This window comes from Thalassobellus citreus, from assembly GCF_044385915.1.
In the GTDB taxonomy this organism is placed as follows: domain Bacteria; phylum Bacteroidota; class Bacteroidia; order Flavobacteriales; family Flavobacteriaceae; genus Thalassobellus; species Thalassobellus citreus.
This window is the reverse complement of record NZ_JBISCC010000127.1, coordinates 181857-201869: the sequence shown is the minus strand read 5'-3', so window position 1 is coordinate 201869 and position 20013 is coordinate 181857. Positions and strand designations below refer to the sequence as shown.

At 31.0% G+C, this 20013-nt stretch carries 14 protein-coding genes; 4 read left to right on the top strand and 10 right to left on the bottom strand.

The features are described 5' to 3' along the window. Positions 1 to 69 precede the first annotated feature (69 nt). The gene (gene mutY / locus ACH5TX_RS14465; RefSeq protein WP_439340490.1) at positions 70 to 1110 is read right to left on the bottom strand and encodes an A/G-specific adenine glycosylase; all 1041 of its coding nucleotides are present in this window, start codon (positions 1108 to 1110) and stop codon (positions 70 to 72) included. A 140-nt stretch (positions 1111 to 1250) separates the two neighbouring features. Here mutY and ACH5TX_RS14460 point away from each other — a divergent pair, with 140 nt between their 5' ends. The 3 genes from ACH5TX_RS14460 (at position 1251) to ACH5TX_RS14450 (ending at position 5814) form a co-directional block, all read left to right on the top strand. Beyond that, positions 1251 to 1541 (top strand): HU family DNA-binding protein, encoded by a 291-nt coding sequence (locus tag ACH5TX_RS14460; RefSeq protein ID WP_439336572.1) that lies wholly within the window; start codon positions 1251 to 1253, stop codon positions 1539 to 1541. A gap of 398 nt (positions 1542 to 1939) precedes the next feature. Next, entirely contained in the window at positions 1940 to 3487 is a 1548-nt protein-coding gene (locus ACH5TX_RS14455) for an Rne/Rng family ribonuclease (RefSeq protein WP_439340205.1), read from the top strand. Positions 3488 to 3591: 104 nt separating this feature from the next. Then, positions 3592 to 5814, top strand: coding sequence for an ATP-binding protein (locus tag ACH5TX_RS14450; protein WP_439340204.1), 2223 nt, complete (start codon positions 3592 to 3594; stop codon positions 5812 to 5814). Between the two features lie 63 nt (positions 5815 to 5877). Here the strand turns inward: ACH5TX_RS14450 and ypfJ are convergent, their stop codons facing one another. The 4 genes from ypfJ to ACH5TX_RS14430 all read right to left on the bottom strand — a co-directional run bounded on the left by ypfJ (position 5878) and on the right by ACH5TX_RS14430 (position 9903). Then, the gene (gene ypfJ, locus ACH5TX_RS14445; RefSeq protein WP_439340203.1) at positions 5878 to 6780 is read right to left on the bottom strand and encodes a KPN_02809 family neutral zinc metallopeptidase; all 903 of its coding nucleotides are present in this window, start codon (positions 6778 to 6780) and stop codon (positions 5878 to 5880) included. A gap of 59 nt (positions 6781 to 6839) precedes the next feature. Beyond that, positions 6840 to 7880 (bottom strand): NADP(H)-dependent aldo-keto reductase, encoded by a 1041-nt coding sequence (locus tag ACH5TX_RS14440; protein ID WP_439340202.1) that lies wholly within the window; start codon positions 7878 to 7880, stop codon positions 6840 to 6842. Positions 7881 to 8157: 277 nt separating this feature from the next. Beyond that, a complete protein-coding gene (locus ACH5TX_RS14435) occupies positions 8158 to 9117 on the bottom strand; it encodes an OmpA family protein (protein ID WP_439340201.1) in 960 nt (319 codons plus the stop codon). A 24-nt stretch (positions 9118 to 9141) separates the two neighbouring features. Then, positions 9142 to 9903: an exodeoxyribonuclease III gene (locus ACH5TX_RS14430; protein WP_439340200.1), complete on the bottom strand. Its 762-nt coding sequence runs from the start codon at positions 9901 to 9903 to the stop codon at positions 9142 to 9144. Positions 9904 to 10114: 211 nt separating this feature from the next. Here ACH5TX_RS14430 and ACH5TX_RS14425 point away from each other — a divergent pair, with 211 nt between their 5' ends. Beyond that, positions 10115 to 13561 carry a DUF8818 domain-containing protein gene (locus tag ACH5TX_RS14425; RefSeq protein ID WP_439340199.1) on the top strand — a complete coding sequence of 1149 codons (3447 nt, stop codon included), beginning with the start codon at positions 10115 to 10117 and terminating at the stop codon, positions 13559 to 13561. Here the strand turns inward: ACH5TX_RS14425 and ACH5TX_RS14420 are convergent. From ACH5TX_RS14420 to ACH5TX_RS14400, 5 genes are all read right to left on the bottom strand, one after another. Continuing rightward, complete coding sequence (locus tag ACH5TX_RS14420) at positions 13558 to 14472, bottom strand: M28 family peptidase (RefSeq protein ID WP_439340198.1); 915 nt, start codon at positions 14470 to 14472, stop codon at positions 13558 to 13560. The two genes, ACH5TX_RS14425 and ACH5TX_RS14420, sit on opposite strands and share 4 nt — an antisense overlap. A gap of 83 nt (positions 14473 to 14555) precedes the next feature. After that, the gene (locus tag ACH5TX_RS14415) at positions 14556 to 15296 is read right to left on the bottom strand and encodes a succinate dehydrogenase/fumarate reductase iron-sulfur subunit (RefSeq protein WP_439336564.1); all 741 of its coding nucleotides are present in this window, start codon (positions 15294 to 15296) and stop codon (positions 14556 to 14558) included. A gap of 10 nt (positions 15297 to 15306) precedes the next feature. Next, positions 15307 to 17319 carry a fumarate reductase/succinate dehydrogenase flavoprotein subunit gene (locus ACH5TX_RS14410; protein ID WP_439336563.1) on the bottom strand — a complete coding sequence of 671 codons (2013 nt, stop codon included), beginning with the start codon at positions 17317 to 17319 and terminating at the stop codon, positions 15307 to 15309. Positions 17320 to 17331: 12 nt separating this feature from the next. Then, a complete protein-coding gene (locus ACH5TX_RS14405; protein WP_439340197.1) occupies positions 17332 to 17991 on the bottom strand; it encodes a succinate dehydrogenase cytochrome b subunit in 660 nt (219 codons plus the stop codon). Between the two features lie 118 nt (positions 17992 to 18109). Then, complete coding sequence (locus ACH5TX_RS14400) at positions 18110 to 19936, bottom strand: T9SS type A sorting domain-containing protein (RefSeq protein WP_439340196.1); 1827 nt, start codon at positions 19934 to 19936, stop codon at positions 18110 to 18112. Between the last annotated feature and the right edge of the window lie 77 nt (positions 19937 to 20013).

Genomic DNA, 20013 nt, shown 5'->3' with positions numbered 1-20013 from the left:
GCAAAAGTAAAGAATTGCTTTCCATTTGTTTAAAATTAATAAAAAAAAGTGATTTGCAACTAATCTATTCTAAAAATTAAAACTTTCTATAAAATTACCAATTAATATTGGTACTGGGTAATTATGAATTTCATCAATTAACACACCTTCTTGCTTAATTTCTTCTACATTAATAATCCAAAATTTAGTATACAAATGCTGATGCGATAATTTATGAATAATTGCGTCCTTATTATATAGTACTAATTCAAAAGATGTATTACTTTGTAAATCATGTTGAACAATTAAAGGTTTTAATAATGTAGCATTTACTTCTTTTTCTGTTTCAACCAACGGAAACTGATATAAATTTTGCCAAATACCTTTGCCTTCTCGCTTCTCAAGAATAGTTTTTTCATCCTTAGAAATAAAAACTAAAAAATTGAAATGTTTCTTTTTCGCTTTCGCGGATTTAATTTTAACAGGCAAATCACTAATCTTATTTTTATTAAAAGCAATGCAACCATTTTGAAACGGACAAACAGAACAATCTGGACTTTGAGGCTTACATTGCGTAGCACCAAACTCCATAATAGCTTGATTAAACTCTGCTGGATTTTTTTCATCAATTAATTCCTGAGCCAATTGCTTAAACTCTTTAGAACCTTTTGATGAATTAATAGGTGTATCAATTCCAAAATAACGCGCTAGTACTCTATAAACATTACCATCAACTACTGCAGTAGCTTCATTAAAACAAATAGAAGCAATGGCACTTGCTGTATAATCTCCAACACCTTTTAACTTTAATAAGTCTTTATAATTATCAGGAAATATTCCGTTTAAATCATTGGCAACATATTTAGCACTAGCATGTAAATTTCTAGCACGAGAATAATACCCAAGTCCTTGCCAAAGTTTTAAAACATCACTTTCGTTGGCAGCGGCAAGATCAAAAACAGTGGGGTAATTAGTAACAAAAGCTTCATAATATGGTAAGCCTTGTTTCACTTGTGTTTGCTGTAAAATAATTTCTGATAACCAAATGTAATAAGGATTATTAGTTTGCCTCCACGGCAAGATTCGCTTATTGACTGAATACCAATTTATTAGTGTTTTTGAAAATATCATTAATTGAATAAATAGAGCGAACAAAAATAAACGTTTATAATCTTAAATTTTAATGAATTAGGTTTGAAATATTGAATATTTAATTCCTATATTTGCATCCCTTTAAATTATAGATAGTAACATAAAAATAAAATATTAAAATGACGAAGGCGGATTTAGTAGCGAAGATTTCTGATAAATTAGGAATTGAAAAAGGTGATGTTCAAGCAACTGTTGAAACATTTATGGAAGAAGTGAAAACTTCTTTAGAAGGTGGTGATAATGTTTACCTAAGAGGTTTTGGAAGCTTTATTATTAAAACTAGAGCTGAAAAAACTGGTAGAAACATTTCTAAAAATACCACAATAAAAATACCTGCTCATAATATTCCTGCATTTAAGCCAGCAAAAGTTTTTGTTGAAGGCGTTAAAACAAATGTAGACGTTAAGTAAAAACATTAAAATAAATTATTAATTTAAAAAACTCCAATGTATGCCAAGTGGTAAAAAACGTAAGAGACATAAGGTAGCAACGCATAAGCGTAAAAAACGTAGACGTGCTAACCGTCACAAGAAGAAAAAATAAACCTCAAAAAGTAGTTAATCTAACTACTTTTTTTGGTTTAAAAAACAAAACGTTCTTTGAAATGAGTTCATCAAAAATTTCACACTTTTATTAGTGCTTTTTGAACTCCACGGATTTAAAAAAATCCTGTGAAATCTATTAATTAAAAATTAGTTAATAGATAAATAATGTATAATCCATCTGTACAGTTCAGTGAACAGTTATTAGTTACAATTTTTAGTAACCTAATACTGTGAACTAGAAAGTATGGATAAAAATTAACTAAATGGATAAAGAATTGATCATTAGATCTAGTTCCGAAGAAGTTGATTTTGCCTTATTAAAAGATGGAAAACTTATTGAATTACAGAAAGATGAAGGAGTGAATAACTTTTCGGTTGGTGATGTGTTTATAGCCAAAATAAGAAAAGCTGTTCCTGGTTTAAATGCTGCATTTGTAAATGTAGGTTATGAAAAAGATGCTTTTTTGCATTATCATGATTTAGGACCAAAACTTCCTTCTCTTTTAAAGTTCACAAAAAGTGTAAGCGCAGGTAAACTAAAAGATTTTTCTTTAAAAAATTTCCCATTTGAAAAAGATATTGATAAAGACGGAAAGATTTCTGATGTCTTAAAATCAAATCAATCGCTATTAGTACAAATAGTAAAAGAACCAATTTCTACAAAAGGCCCTAGAATAAGCTCAGAGCTTTCTATTGCCGGTAGATATATTGTTTTAGTTCCTTTTTCTAATCGTATTTCTATTTCTCAAAAAATAGAAGACAGAGAAGAAAAAGATAGATTAAAACGATTGGTAAAAAGTATCACACCGCAAGGTTTTGGTATTATTGTTCGTACGGTAGCAAAAGGCAAAAAAGTAGCAGAGCTAGATAAAGATTTACAAAATTTGCTTAGTCGTTGGACGGCAATGTGTAAAAAGCTACACAAAGCACATCATCCTAGTAAAGTATTAGGAGAAATGAATAAAGCCTCGTCAATTTTACGAGATATATTCAACGATACCTTTACAGGAATTACTGTTGATGATGAAGAGCTTTACATTCAAATTAAAGATTATTTGCAAGAAATTGCACCAAAAAAAGAATCAATAGTTAAATTGTATCAGTCTAAAATCCCCGTTTTTGAAAAATTTGGGATTGAAAGACAAATTAAAACCTCGTTCGGCAAAACCGTTTCTATGGCAAAAGGTGCGTATCTAGTAATAGAACACACTGAAGCACTACACGTTATAGATGTAAACAGCGGTAATAGATCTAATAAAGCCAACAGTCAAGAGGATACAGCATTAGAAGTTAATTTAATAGCAGCTACCGAAATGGCTCGTCAATTACGTTTGCGTGATATGGGCGGTATTATTGTGGTAGATTTTATCGATATGACTAATGCCGAAAACAGGCAAAAACTTTTCAATCATCTTCGTGATGAAATGAAAGATGACAGAGCCAAACACAAAATATTACCTCCAAGTAAATTTGGATTGATACAAATAACAAGACAACGTGTTCGCCCAGAAATGAACATTAAAACACGCGAGGAAAATCCTGATGTGATTATTAATGGCTCTGAGGTTGAAGCACCAATAGGAATTGTGCAAAAAATTACACACGATCTTGACCAACTATTAAAAAAAGACTATAAAAAGCTGACTTTAAACACACATCCTTTTATAGCAGCCTTCCTAACAAAAGGCTTTCCATCTATACGTTCTAAATGGTTTTTAGAACACAAAAAATGGGTTAAAATATTACCAAGAGACGCTTACACGTACTTAGAATATCATTTTTTCGACAAAGATGGTAATCAAATTAAATAATTAAAAAACCCGCAACTATTAAAGTTAGCGGGTTTTTTGTTTTAACAATTATGTAACACTGGAGTCTTAAGGTTTATATATTTTTATATAAAATCGCCCCAAAAATGCTTGTTAGACTCTATAAATCCTACAGATTTAAAATTATTTTATCGTTTTTATCTATTATATCAATAACCTTATTGTTATTTATAGGTTATAACTACTTCAATTCCAAAAGCAAAGATTTACAAAAAATCACTAATCATATTAGAGATTTAAAATCTAATTTTTCTAATAACAGTAAAAATTTCCAATCATTCCTAATTTATGGTTATAAAAACCCACAATTTTATGTTACGAAAAAAGAAGAAAACATAGATTCGTACATAAAAAACCTTCTCGATCAAGAAAAAGAATTAAACAAAACATTCGAAAAACTTCAATTAAATAACATTAATTTAAACTCAACGTTAATTAATAATTCTAAAAATAGCTTTGCTAAACTTGATACACTTTCAAAGTTGCTTAAATCTACTAGCTATAAATTAGGACATAGAGATTATGGCGAAATTGGTAAAATGAGAAATGTAGCTCATAAAATTGAATTTTCTAATCTCATTGAAAAAAAGCAAATTCTTCAATTGAGACGTCATGAAAAAGATTTTTTATTACGACAAGATTCTATTTACATCAATAAATTCAATCATTTAAATTCTCAACTCATATCTAAATACCAAAACACCCCAAGAACAATTCAACTTTTAAATGACTATAAAGCACTATTTAATTCAGTTGCTAATCTTAAATTTAAAATAAGTAATAAGCAGAATGGGTTATACAGCAAGATTTTTAATACGACTAAATCTATTAATGAAAAGCTTAATTTAATTGAAAGCATTACTCAAAAAGCCGTTATAAATAAAAATAATGACATTGCTAAATATGTTCAAATTTCATTAGTATTTATATTAGGTTTAATTATTTTATTAATCCTCTATTTATCACAATTTTTAACAAGAGATTTAAAACGTTTGCAAGCTTCAATGCATAAATTTATTGAATCAGATTTTAAAGAATATGACACTAATAAAGAGACCTCTAATATTTTAGAAGTAGATTTTTTATATAAAGCTTACGGCTTATTAAAAGAAAATCTTTTAGAAAACATAGATGATTTAAAGCTCACCATTGAAGAACTAGAAAGAACAACAGCTTATAAATCTAGTTTCTTAGCCAATATGAGTCATGAAATTAGAACACCTTTAAATGGTATTATTGGTGTTGTAAACCTACTTAATCAAACAAACCTTAGTGAGAAACAAATAAAACTACTTGAAATAGCCGATTATTCTTCAAGCCATTTATTAGGTTTAATAAACTTGATTTTAGATTATTCTAAGATATCGGCAGGTAAAATGGATTTAGAAAATCGTGTTATTCATTTAAATGAAGATTTAAATAAACTTACAAAAATTTTCAAATTTCAAGCTAAAGAAAAAGGTCTTGATCTTTTTTATGATTACAATAAAACAAATGAAGCCTCCAAACTATTATATGGAGATTCTATAAGAATTAACCAAATCATCATTAATTTACTTAATAACGCTATAAAATTTACAGAAACAGGTTTTGTAAAATTAAGTATTAAACAAGAAAAGCTAAACGAAACACATGACACACTCTTATTTTCTGTTAAAGATACTGGTCCTGGCATAGACAAAAATAAGGCTACAAAAATATTTCAAGCATTTGAGCAAGAAGATTTATCTACCACTCGAAAATTTGGTGGCACTGGCTTAGGCTTAACAATATCTAGTGATATAGCACAGTTAATGGGTGGAGAACTTAAGCTGAAAACAAAAAAAGGAGAGGGTACCTGTTTCTACTTTACTTTAACTTTAAAGCGCGCTAGCAAAGATTTAGAAATAACAAATAATGATTTTTTAATTGGTAATTCTCCAAAGCTTGGTGAAAGTATAAATGTTTTAATTGTTGATGACAACACCATGAATCAAAAAGTTTTAGGACTCATGCTTAAGAATTTCAATTTAAATATTGATTATGCAAATAATGGCTTAGAAGCTATTGATTGTTTTAAAGAAAATAATTATAGTATGATTTTTATGGACATTCAAATGCCTATTTTAGACGGACTAGAAGCCACGAGAATCATTAAGAAAACTAAGAAGTACAAAACCAATCCTATACCCATTATAGCAGTTTCAGCAAGCGCATATGCCGATGATAGAAAAGAAGCTGTAAATTCTGGAATAGACGATTTTATTTCTAAACCTATAGAAATTAAAAAGCTTCATAATTTACTTGTGAAATATTCGTTGAAAGTATAAAAATTAAAAAACCGCTCACTTAAAAAGTAGCGGTTTTTTTAATTCTTTTAAAAGATATATATACTATAATGACGTAGCATTAAATGTATCTCCTTGCGATAAATCGCCCGTTTCAAATCCTTTTTTAAACCATCTCATACGTTGTGCAGAAGTTCCATGCGTAAATGAATCTGGAACCACTCTTCCTGTTGATTGTTTTTGTAATCGATCGTCTCCAATAGCATTGGCAGCATTTAAAGCTTCTTCAAGATCGCCTGTTTCCATCATGCGAGTCATAGTTTGCGAATGATGCGCCCAAACACCTGCTAAAAAATCGGCTTGAAGCTCAACTCTAACTGAATATTTATTATATTCTTTCTGACTAAGTTGCCCTCTTAAACGTTGCATTTTTTCAGAAATACCCATAATTCTTTGAATATGATGACCAACTTCGTGAGCAATTACATAAGCCTGAGCAAAATCTCCTGGGGCGTTCATACGACGTTCCATATCATCAAAAAAGCTTAAATCTAAATATAATTTCTCATCGCCTGGACAATAAAAAGGACCAGTAGCACTAGATGCTGAACCACAAGCAGAAGACACTGAACCTGTAAAAAGCACCAATGTTGGTTCTCTGTAATTATCTAAAAGCTTATTCCATACATCTTCTGTATTTGCTAAAATTGTCGCGCTAAAATCTGCTAATTCTTGATCTTTTGCACTTGCAGTATATGGTGCTGAAGATTCGGTTTGTACTGCCCCACCACTTAGTAAAGTACTAATTAAAGACAATGGGTTTTTACCCATTATTAAAGATATCACCAAAAAGGCCCCTGCAATATACAGTCCTACTTTTGAAAAAAGGATTTTAATCAATGGCCCTAATAACATAGGATTAAACCCGCCAATTCCTTGACCAGAACTGCTTCTTTGTCCTCTACGGTCTTCAACATTAGAACTCTGTCTTTTACCTTTCCATTTCATATTAATATCTAATTTACAAGTTATTTTTTATTTAGCTCTCCTAACAAATACTCTAAACATTAAGAAGCCGGATTAGGAATTGCATCGTGTACTTCATTTATTTGAGACACAATCTCTTCGCTTAAAGTCACATTAACACTTCCTATATTCTCTTTAAGTTGTTCTAAACTAGTCGCACCAATTATATTACTAGTTACAAAAGGTTGTTGTGTAACAAATGCTAAACTCATTTGTGCTAAAGTCATATTATTATCTTCGGCAATTTTTAAATAGCGCTTTGCAGCTTCGGTACACTGCTCGCTACTATATCGTGCAAATCTTGGAAACAACTTTAATCTAGCATTATCTCCTGCAATGCCTTTAATATATTTTCCTGAAAGTACTCCAAAAGCCATTGGAGAATAGGCTAGCAAACCTATATTTTCTCGCAAAGACACTTCTGCCATATCGCCTTCAAAAACTCTGTTTATAAGTGAATATGCGTTTTGAATGGTCGCCATACGTGGTAAATTATTTACTTTCGATTCTTCCATATAACGCATGGCTCCCCAAGCTTTTTCGTTAGACATACCTATATTTCGAATTTTACCTGCTTTAATTTGTTGATCTAAAGCTTGAAGCACTTCGTTAAAATTGTCTTTCCATGTATCGTCTGGATTATGCTTATAATCTCGCACTCCAAACGTATTGGTTTGTCGCTCTGGCCAATGTATTTGATATAAATCTATATAATCGGTTTGCAGGCGTTTTAATTCGGCATCAATAGCCTCATTAATAGAATTGGCACTAAGTCCTGATGTTCTAATATGTGCCGTATAATCACTTGGACGCCCCACAATTTTACTTGCTAATATAACACGATCTCTATTTCCTGATTTTTTTAACCAAGTTCCTATAATTTTACTTGTTGTACCTTGTGTTTCCGGACTAGCAGGAACAGGATACATTTCGGCGGTATCAATAAAATTAACACCTTGCTCGAATGCATAATCTAATTGTTCATGTCCTTCTGCCTCGGTATTTTGATTTCCCCAAGTCATAGAGCCTAAACATATTTTACTAACTTTTATATTGGTATTTGGAAGTGTTGTGTATTTCATTTATTGATGTTTTTTCATTTCCACAAAGATGGAAATCTTTTGAATTAAACCTTAGTGCTACATTGTAGATTCCTGCCTTCGCAGGAATAACAAGTCACCCCATGTTTTTACATGAAGTGTAAATATAAAAAACCTTTTAGATATATATATTTCTAAAAGGTTTTTTATTCGTTAGCGATTGCAATGGAAAGCCCACAGTGAGGTACGAACGAGGACTTGCAATGAAAAGCGCGACCTGTTCCTGAAATTAATTCAGGATAAAGGTAACGCCCAAAGACTAATTATCGTTTAACAAACGAGATAACTCATCTAATTTAGGAGTTAAAATAACTTCAATACGTCTGTTTTTTGCGCGTCCTTCTGGTGTATCGTTAGTTGCAATTGGTGCAAATTCACCACGTCCTGCTGCTGTTAAATTTTCGGCATTAATAGCATCATTTTCTCTTAAAATATTAACGATAGCTGTGGCGCGTTTTGTTGACAAATCCCAGTTACCTTTTAATTGTCCGCTACCTTGATAAGGTACATTATCAGTATGCCCTTCAATTAATACAGCAATATCTGGGTTATCACCTAACACACTACCTAATTGTTTTACTGCGCGTCTTCCTTCGGCACCTACAGCCCAACTTCCTGAACTAAACAACAGTTTATTTTCCATAGACACATATACTTTACCATCGCGCTGTTCTACCGTTAAACCTTTACCTTCAAAATCGGTTAAAGCTTTTGAAATAGCATTTTTTAAAGCTGTCATTGCTGCATCTTTAGAAGCTATAACATTTTCTAATTCGGCTACGCGGTTAGAACGTTCTTCTAATGCTCTTTTAAGTTTTTCTAAACGTGCATTTTCGGCAGCTAAGGCTTGTTCTTTAGCTTCTAACTGTGCTAATAATTCTCTGTTTTTTTGTGAATTGGCAGCAATGGCTTTCGAGCTATTTTTTTCTAAAGCATCATAAGAGGCTTTTAAATTATCTAAATTAGATTTGGTTGCATTATAATCGGCTTGCAATTTATCACGTTCAGCTAAAGCTTCATTATAAGCAGATTTTAATTGCTTTAACTCATTCTCTACAGCTATTTTTGCACTTTGAAGCGATTCATTTTCTCTTGAAAGCTTTCTGTTTTGACTTTTTAAATTAGCATATTTAGCTTCTAATTCTTTATATATTTTTGGAGAAACACAAGAAGCTAAAAGTGTAATTGACAAGACAACTAATGAAATTTTTTTAATCATTTTATTAAATTCTATTTGGGTTATTTAATTTTCTATTTCTACTAAAATGGGACAATGGTCGCTATGTACCGCTTCCGATAGTATAACGGCTCTTTTTATGTTTTCTTGTAAAGGTTTTGATACCATAGCATAATCTAATCGCCAACCTTTATTGTTTGCTCTAGCATTTGCACGGTAACTCCACCAACTATATTGCTGTTTTTCTTGATTTAAATACCTAAAGGAATCTATAAACCCGCTATCAATAAATTTCCCTAACCATTCGCGTTCTTCTGGTAAAAACCCTGAAACGCCTTTCATTTTTGGGTTATGAATATCTATTGCTTCATGACAAATATTATAATCGCCACAAACTACCAAATTTGGTATTTCTGCTCGTAATTCATTTAAATAATTATGAATCATATCCATATACTCAAACTTATGTTGTAAACGTGCATCATTAGTTCCAGATGGTAAATACATGCTCATTACCGAAACACCATCAAAATCTGCACGAATATTTCTTCCTTCGAAGTCCATTGACTCAATTCCTGTGCCATACTCTACATGATTAGGTTCTATTTTACTTAAAATAGCAACACCACTATATCCTTTTTTTTGAGCACTAAACCAATAGTTGTATTTATAACCAGCTTCAATAAAAACATCTAAGTCTAATTGCTCTTTTAATGCCTTAATTTCTTGTAAACAAATAACATCTGGATTGGCACTTTTTAACCAACCTATAAAGTCTTTTTTTAATGCTGCTCTTATTCCGTTTACGTTATAGGATATTATTTTCATGAATCTATATTATTTTATTAAAACCTTCTTAAGAAAGTTTAGTGAATTTTAACTTAAGGCTTGAAAAGATCCTGACCTCCATCAGGATAGATTTGTTTTATATTAAAAACAAATCTAATTTTAGCTAAAATAAATAATGCTTTACTTTTACACTATTATTTTGATTGCCTTTTAACAAAATATTTTAAACTATTTACAGTTTAAGTACCTCATGAAGTATACACTAACTTTTATTGGTTTACTTATTGGTTTTAGCGTTTTTTCGCAAAATCAATCTTCCAATTATAGAACGATAAAAGTTGCTGTAAAAGATTCTATTTATATTGATAGTGTTAGTATTAATTCAAGTTCATTTTCAATTAAAAGAAATGATGAAACTAATATAGATTCAACATTATATCATGTTGATTTTGGAAAAGCACTTTTAACTTTCAAAAAACCTATAGATACCGATTCTATTATTATAAACTACCTAAAGTTTCCAGATTTTTTAACAAAAACCTATAAACAGTTAGATGAAAGTATTATTGTAGAAAACACAAGTAATCTTCAAAAACTGTATAAATTATCGCAACCCAATAATACTAAAAACACGATTCCTTTTGATGGTTTAACAACCTCTGGAAGTATTTCTCGTGGTGTAACTATAGGAAACAATCAAAACTCTGTTTTAAATAGCGAACTAGATCTTCAAATTACAGGAAAACTAAATGATAACGTATCGCTTCGTGCCTCTATTCAAGATGCCAACATACCCTTACAAGAAAGTGGATACTCGCAACGTTTAGATGAATTTGATCAAGTTTTTATTGAGCTATTTAGCGATAATTGGAATATTCGTGCAGGCGATATTGATTTACAAAACAACAACTCTTATTTTGCTTCATTTTCTAAACGTGTACAAGGACTATCGGTAAATTTGAATCTAGGTGAAGACAATAAAAAAACAAATTTGTTCGCCGCAGGTGCTCTAGTACGAGGACAATTTACAACCAGCCAGTTTACGGCACAAGAAGGCAATCAAGGCCCTTATAAATTACAAGGGCAAAATGGCGAATTGTTTGTGCTTATTGTATCGGGTAGCGAAACCGTTTATGTAAATGGCATCCCTGTTAAACGAGGTGAAGACCAAGATTATATTATTGATTATAATGCTGGAGAAATTATTTTTAACTCCACCTACCCCATAACTTCTGAAATGCGAATAACTGTCGATTATCAATTTAGTGAACGTAATTATTCTCGATTAGTGGCTTATGGTGGTGGAAATTTTGAAAGTGAAAAATTAAAAATAGGTATTTCTGTTTATTCTGAAAACGATTCTAAAAACCAACCACTTCAACAAAACCTATCTGAAGAACAGGTTCAAATTTTAGCAAATGCAGGCGATGATAAAACACAAATGGTAGCATCTTCTGAAATTAAAGAAGCTTTAAATGAAAATAGAATTCTATATAAAAAAGAACTTATTAATGGTGTTGAAGCCTTTGTTTTTTCTAATAATGCAGATGATGAATTGTACCGAGTTACTTTTACACAGGTAGGTACAAATCAAGGCGATTATAATTTAAGTAACATTAATGCTATTAATAATATTTATGAATACGTAGGTGTTTTACAAGGGAACTATGCCCCAATTATTCAGCTTGTTGCCCCTACAAAACTTCAAATTGCCGTTGTTAATGGTAGCTATAAGCCAACAGAAAAAACACAAATTAATTTTGAAGCTTCGGCTAGTAAGAATGATTTGAATTCATTTTCTAATTTAAATGATGATGACAACGATGGATTTGCTGGAAAATTAAATTTTGAACAACGTATTATTAAAAACGACAGCCTTTGGAGTATTAATGCTTTTTTTGATAGCGATTATATTAGTACTAACTATAGAAACATTGAAGGTTTATATAGCCCTGAATTTAATCGTGATTGGAATTTAGATCGATCGAATATAAACGGAATAGGAACTGATTTAGGAAATCAAACGCTTTTAAACTCTGGAATTCGAATGTTTCACCCTAAAAAAGGAACTATTAATTATCAATTTGAACATTTAAATTATTCTGATGGTTTTTCAGGAAATAGGCATATTGCAAATGCTAATTTACTTTTAAACAAACTAAGTATTATTTCATATTCAAGTTTCTTAAATGCCAATTCTAACACCAATACCTCAACGTTTTTACGATCGTATAATACGATTACTTATGGCTTGAAAAAAAGTTGGATAGGGACTAAACTAGCTATTGAAGACAACGAGCAAAAAAACATTTCAACTCAAGAATTAACGGCTTTAAGTCAGAAATTTAAATCGTACGAACTCTTTTTCGGAGTTGGAGATAGCACCAAAGTTTTTGCAGAGATTGGTTATAAAAACAGAATAAATGATAGTATCAGAGATAACGAATTACAAAAAGTAAACACCTCTAATACTTTTTATTTAAACTCTAAATTAGTACAAAATAAGAATACTAATTTGTCGCTTTACTTTAATTACAGAACACTAGATAATGAAGACGAAATAATTGATACTTCGACTTCGCTCAGTACAAGTGACGAGCGTTCTATAAATTCTAGATTACAATACAATCAAAAACTATTTAAACAAATTATACAGTGGAATACTATTTTTGAAACCAATTCGGGTACATTGCCACAACAAGATTTTACTTATGTAGAAGTTGAAGCTGGACAAGGCACATACACTTGGATAGACTATAACGAAAATAGTATTCAAGAACTAGAAGAATTTGAAATCGCTCAATTTCAAGACCAAGGCAAATATATTCGTGTGTTATTACCAAATCGAATTTTTATAAAAACGCATCAAAACAGATTAAGTCAAACACTTACTATCAATCCGACGCAATGGTCTGTAAGCGATAAAAAAATGCAAAAATTTTGGTCGTATTTTTATAATCAAACCTCCTATTTAATAGATAGAAAGTTAAAACGAAACAATAATAGTTTTAATTTAAATCCGTTTGAAACCAATTTAGAAAACCAATTAGGATTACAATTAAACTTTAGAAATGTCTTGTTTTTTAATCGTGGAAAACAAAATTACACAACGTCTTACACCTATTTATCTAACACTTCTAGAAATATACTATCTATTGGCTTTATTGAGAATAGTTTAAAAAGTCAGCAATTAAATTTTAACCATAAACTAGCTGAAAGTTGGCTAGTTAATCTTCTTACAGCTTTTGATACAAACGAAAGTATTAGCGAAAATTTTGCTAGCAAAAATTATAATTTTGAAGAAAGCCGTTTTAACCCAAAATTATCCTATTTATTTAACGACAATTCTCGTTTTGATATCTTTTATCAATATGCTTCAAAAGACAATACCATTGGTAGTTTAGAATCTTTAAAACAACAAAAGTATGGCGCTTCCTTTTCATTTGCTAACAAAGAAAAAGGTGCCATAAATGGTGAATTTAATTTTTTCTCTAACACATTTACTGGTAATGCAAATACGCCTGTATCATACCAAATGCTAGAAGGACTACAACCTGGAAAAAACTTTACGTGGAGTTTGTTAGCACAAAAAAAACTAACCAATTTTCTTGATCTTAACTTAACCTATTACGGAAGAAAAACCGAAACTAGCCAAACCATTCATACTGGTTCTGTTCAGTTAAAAGCTTATTTTTAAATTTTAGAAGTATCTATTTTTTCAAAAATTGAAATAATACCTTTAACAGCTTCTATATAAAATTTAGGATGAATATTTTCATAATCGTCTGTTGGTTCATGATAATCTTTATGGTCTTCAACCCCAAAATATAAGAAAGGAATCCCTTTTTTATAAAAATTAGCATGATCTGAAGCATACACCCAATTCTCTAAACCATCATATCCATCGTGCCCTAAAATAATTTTTATCTTTTCTGATTGCTTCACATTTTCAATAACATGTTTAAATAGTTTATTTATTGAAGCTCCAACAGCAAATAATTCATTTTTATCGCTACGGCTAATCATATCTAAATTAAGATTTGCCTTAATTTGTTTTAACGGCACCACTGTATGATTTACAAAATATTTAGAGCCTTGTAAATCTAACTCCTCACCATCAAAAGCTGCTAAAATTACCGAATGTTTTGGTGGATACTTTTTAAAATATTCAGCAAAGGCAAATAATGCGCTTATACCAGAAGCATTATCATCTGCGCCATTAAATATTTCTCCGTTTTTTATACCTTCATGATCGTAGTGCGCACTAATAACAATGTATTCATTAACTAATGTCGTTCCTTTAATAAGTCCTAAAACATTTGTTCCGTTATATTGTTTTCTATGGTTTATAAATGAAAAATGTTGCTCGTAAGATTTATTTATAGGTAAAACATCTAACTTAGAAAATTCATTAATAATAAACTTCTTAGCTCTTACTGCTCCTTGAGTACTGGTGCGTCTACCTTCATATAAATCTGAAGACAATGTTTTTAAATTCTGAAGTAGAGCTGCTTCATTAAAAGAAACAGTTTTTTCTTGAGTTAATGTTTGTCCGCTAATCTCAAAAAAAGAGAGTAATAGAAAAAGACATATTCCTTTTATATACATTAAAATATTTTAGATACTAAAGCTAAACAAAAAATCCCATACAAAATGTATGGGATTTTAATTTTATAAAATTAATAGCGTTTTTATAAGTTCGCTTTCATTAATTCTCTATTCATTCTAGCAATATTATCTAATGAAATTCCTTTAGGACATTCCACTTCACAAGCTCCTGTATTAGTACAGTTTCCAAAACCTTCTAAATCCATTTGAGCTACCATGTTTTTAACACGATCTGCAGCCTCGACTTGTCCTTGAGGTAATAATGCGTACTGAGAAACTTTAGCGCCTACAAATAACATTGCAGAAGAGTTTTTACAAGTAGCAACACAAGCACCACAACCAATACAAGTTGCAGCATCCATAGCTTCATCGGCAGCATGCTTAGAAATAGGTAGTGAATTTGCGTCTTGTGTATTACCTGATGTATTTACAGAAATGTAACCTCCGGCTTGTTGAATACGCTCAAAAGCCATTCTATCAACAATTAAATCTTTTATTACAGGAAAAGCTGCGGCTCTAAATGGTTCTATAGTAATAGTATCTCCATCTTTAAACATACGCATGTGTAACTGACAAGTAGTTACACCTCTATCAGGCCCATGTGCTTCACCGTTAATATACATAGAACACATTCCGCAAATACCTTCACGACAATCATGATCGAAAGCAACAGGCTCTTCTCCAGTATTTACTAATTGTTCATTTAGAACATCCATCATTTCTAAAAAAGACATATGCTCTGAAATATCAGTGACTTTATAATCGACCATTTGCCCCTTAGAAGAAGCGTCTTTTTGTCTCCAAATTTTAAGTGTTAAATTCATAGTGTCTTTATTATTTGTATGAACGTTGTTTTAATTCGATATCTTTAAATTCTAATTCTTCTTTATGTAAAACCGCATCAGCTGGTTCTCCTTTATATTCCCAAGCAGATACAAAAGCGAAATCTTTATCATTACGTTTTGCTTCTCCTTTTTGCGGGCCATCTTCCTCTGCAGATTCTTCTCTAAAATGTCCTCCACAAGATTCTTCTCTTGTTAAAGCATCTTTTGCAAATAACTCTCCTAACTCTAAGAAATCGGCAACACGTCCAGCTTTTTCAAGCTCGGTATTCATTTCATTAGCACTTCCAGGTACTTTAACTTCTTTCCAGAATTCTTCACGAATAGCTTTAATTTCTGCCATTGCTTCGGTTAATCCCTTAGCATTACGTGCCATTCCTACTTTATCCCACATTACTTTTCCAAGTTTTTTGTGGAAATAATCAACAGATTTTGTTCCTTTATTATTTACGAAGAAATCAATTCTATCTTTTACTTCTTTTTCAACTTCATCAAATTCTGGAGTATCAGTTGGAATTTTTCCTGTTCTAATATCATCAGCTAAATAATCGCCAATTGTATAAGGTAATACAAAATAACCATCGGCTAAACCTTGCATTAATGCAGAAGCTCCTAGTCTGTTTGCACCGTGATCAGAGAAATTAGCTTCTCCAATACAATAACATCCAGGAATGGTTGTCATTAAGTTATAATCAACCCAAACACCACCCATTGTATAGTGAACTGCTGGATAAATCATCATAGGAGTTTTGTATGGATTTTGATCTACAATTTTCTCATACATTTGGAATAGGTTTCCATATTTAGCCTCTACTATGGCTTGACCTAATTCGTATATTTTTTCTGCTGATGCATTTTTAATATTATGAATTTTTGCTTGCTCTTTCCCGTAACGTTCAATAGCAGCTGCAAAATCTAAATACACCGCTTCTCCTGTTGCATTTACACCGTAACCAGCATCACAACGTTCTTTAGCAGCTCTTGATGCAACATCACGTGGTACTAAGTTACCAAATGCAGGATAACGACGCTCTAAATAATAATCTCTTTCATCTTCAGATAAGTCGGTTGGTTTTTTACTTCCTTCTCTTATCGCCTTTACATCTTCTATATTCTTAGGAACCCAAATACGTCCGTCATTACGTAACGATTCAGACATTAAAGTTAATTTAGATTGGTAATCCCCTGAACGTGGAATACATGTTGGGTGAATTTGCGTATAACATGGGTTAGCGAAATAAGCCCCTTTTTTATGAATTTTCCAAGCAGCTGTTGCATTAGATCCCATAGCATTGGTTGATAAGAAATATACATTTCCGTATCCTCCTGAAGCAATTACTACAGCATGAGCAGAATGTCTTTCTATCTCCCCTGTAATTAAATTACGAGCTATAATACCTCTTGCTTTACCATCAACTTTTACAACATCTAGCATTTCATGACGGTTAAACATTTCAATTTTACCACGAGCAATTTGTCTATTCATTGCTGAATATGCTCCTAATAATAATTGTTGTCCTGTTTGACCTTTAGCATAAAACGTTCTAGATACTAATACACCACCAAATGAACGGTTATCTAAAAGCCCTCCATAATCACGAGCAAAAGGAACTCCTTGTGCTACACATTGATCGATAATATTTGCAGACACCTCAGCTAAACGATAAACGTTAGCTTCACGAGAACGGTAATCGCCTCCTTTTACGGTATCATAAAATAATCTGTATGTTGAATCACCATCACCTTGATAGTTTTTCGCTGCGTTAATTCCACCTTGAGCTGCAATAGAATGCGCTCTACGTGGTGAATCTTGATAAGCAAATGCTTTTACATTATATCCTAACTCTGCTAATGTTGCAGCAGCTGAACCTCCAGCTAATCCTGTTCCAACAACAATAACATCAATATGACGTTTGTTTGCAGGATTAACAAGATTGATTTTATCTTTATAAGTTGTCCATTTATCTTTAATTGGACCTTTTGGTACTCTTGAATCTAAAGCCATACTATACTAAGATTAATGGTTAAAGTGATGAAAAAGTGCAATAATTATAAATCCTAAAGGAATTATAATTGAATACATTTTACCAATATTTTGTAATGTTTTCTTTCTTGATGCCGTAACTCCCATAGATTGGAATGCCGATGTAAAACCATGTGCTAAGTGTAAGCCTAAAAACACAAATGCAACTACATATGCTGCTACTCTCCAGATAGGAACAAACTTGTGTTGTAACTCGCCAAAATATCTTGTTGGATCTTCTGGTAAAAACTCTATATACTTATGATTTACTTCTGGCAACCAAAAATCAATAAAGTGTAATAAGATAAATGCCAAAATAGCAAGACCACTATAAATCATATTTCTACTCATCCAAGTAGAATTTGCTGCACCATTATTTCTAGCATAAGCAACTCCTTGCGCTTTTTTGTTTTTAATTTCTAAAACAAAACCTAAAACAAAATGAAATACAACACCAAAAATTAAAACAGGCTGTAAAGCAAATTGCACTAATGGATTGGTTCCCATAAAATGGGATAACTCATTAAAAAGGTCTTCACTAAAAAGCGATGTTATATTAACCGCTAAATGAATAATTAAAAAGAAAATAAGGAAGAGAGCCGAAAGTGCCATGGCTATCTTTCTTCCAATTGAAGATTTAATAAATCCGCTCATATTTTATTAGTTATTTTATGTTATGCAAATGTAGGTCAGGGAGCTTTTATAGACAACAAACAATTGTCATGTTTTTGTTATTTAGAATGGTTTTAACTAAGTGTTTTGTTAACTCTTATTATTCAAAAATAATTTTTTTAGTAATCATAGCGTTCTCTGAATGTATGTTTACAAAATACATTCCTTTCGTAATACCTGTTAAATTAATTTCTTTTATTCTAGATGTATCGGAAATATTAATATTAGATATTAATCGTCCACTTACGTCATAAATAACTACTTTTTGTAAGTTAATAAAAGATTCATTTTTAATATAAAAACGCCCAAAACTTGGATTTGGATATACACCAATTGAATTAATTAATTCTTGATCTTCAACACTTAAGTTACATGAATATTCTACCATTGGAGATTTTGATGAGAAGCATGAAAAAGAAGGAAGGTTTGACTCACTTCTACTTTGAACATCATTTGCTGCAGCAATATTATTTAACGACAATACTCTTTGTTGCTCATTTAAACCAATAGCATAATGCATAACATCATTTCCATTATTACTAAAAGGGGAATTATCTATTACATGAGCTAACTGATGCGCATGTCCTAATTCATGAAGAGCTACACTCTCAAAATCAATTTTAAATCCCTGTGTTCCTATACCATAGTACCAATCTTCTCCATCATCAAAAGCAATATCTATTTCAGTTGTATATGCCTCAAAATCTTCAAGACTACTCCCGCAACCAGAAAAAGAATAGCTTGTTTGACCTAAAGTTCCAACAGGTAACTCCGATCCAACATCAAACCTTATAATATTTACACCATTTGAATCACTAGAAACAGTATTGCCAATTGTAAAATTTATACCAGTTTCACATCGCCAAGTATCCAATGCACTTAAAAAAGCTGATTTTGCAGATGTATTTGCATTAAAACTTGTTTGCATATTAAAAATATAACCTCCACTTCCATCATTATTAACATGCCTTGTTTGGTAAGCATAAATAATTCCAGAATCAGCAGGTAATTCAAATTCTCCATTAATTTCTGAATAAGGAATCGTTAAATCTTCAATAGATGTTATACTATTTAAAGAATCATCAGTTACTATAATTTTTCCAGTACCAGCTCCAGATGGCACTTGAACAGTAATAGATGTGGAAGACCAAGTTACTTGTGTATCTAAGGCGTCTATAAAAGTATCACCTCCATCATCTCCACTACTAAAACTTACCTTCCCTTTATTTACACCAAAATCTCCTGTTGAACCAGGAGGTATAGAAATTGTTATTATTGATTTTGTTCCAGCAGTTATAGTTGTTGGAGAAAAACTAATAGCATTAGGGACTAATGTTTTACTTGTTTTTGAAGTTGTTTTAAGACTCGTAATTTTTGGCAATTCAACATACTCTATGTATTCTTTTTTTGTTAGCAGTATAATATCATTATATAAAGAACTTGAAGTGCCTTTTCCCGACTTAAAAGGATGTATTATTTTATTATCATGCAGTCTATATTTATAAAATCCTTGCAAAGAACTATATACTGTAAAATTCTTTTTATTTGAAACTTTATCACTATATATAGTATTATTATCATTTAATGTAAAAACACCTAAATCTCCTTTATTTAACTTTAAGCTAGGCACAATTAATTGATTTTGCATTCCAATAGTACCTCCTCGAGTAATTATTTCTATTGTTTCCTCTGGTTGTCCTTTAAAAACTTTATATACTTTAACAATATTAGATGTAAATATCTTTTCTTTAGTTTTGTCCCAAAATGAATTTTTAGATATAACCTCTCCTTCTACTACTAAGCTAGAATTCTCAATCTGTTGCTTTAAAGATACTTTTCTTAATAACTTTTGAGCATTTAGATTAGAACTAGCTAGAAAGATAAAACATAAAGCAATTATTAAAATTTGCGTAATATTTCTTTTCATAATAATTAAAAAACAATCATTTTATTTAATTGTAATATTACCAAATATAACAATTATTAATATAATATTTATTTAGC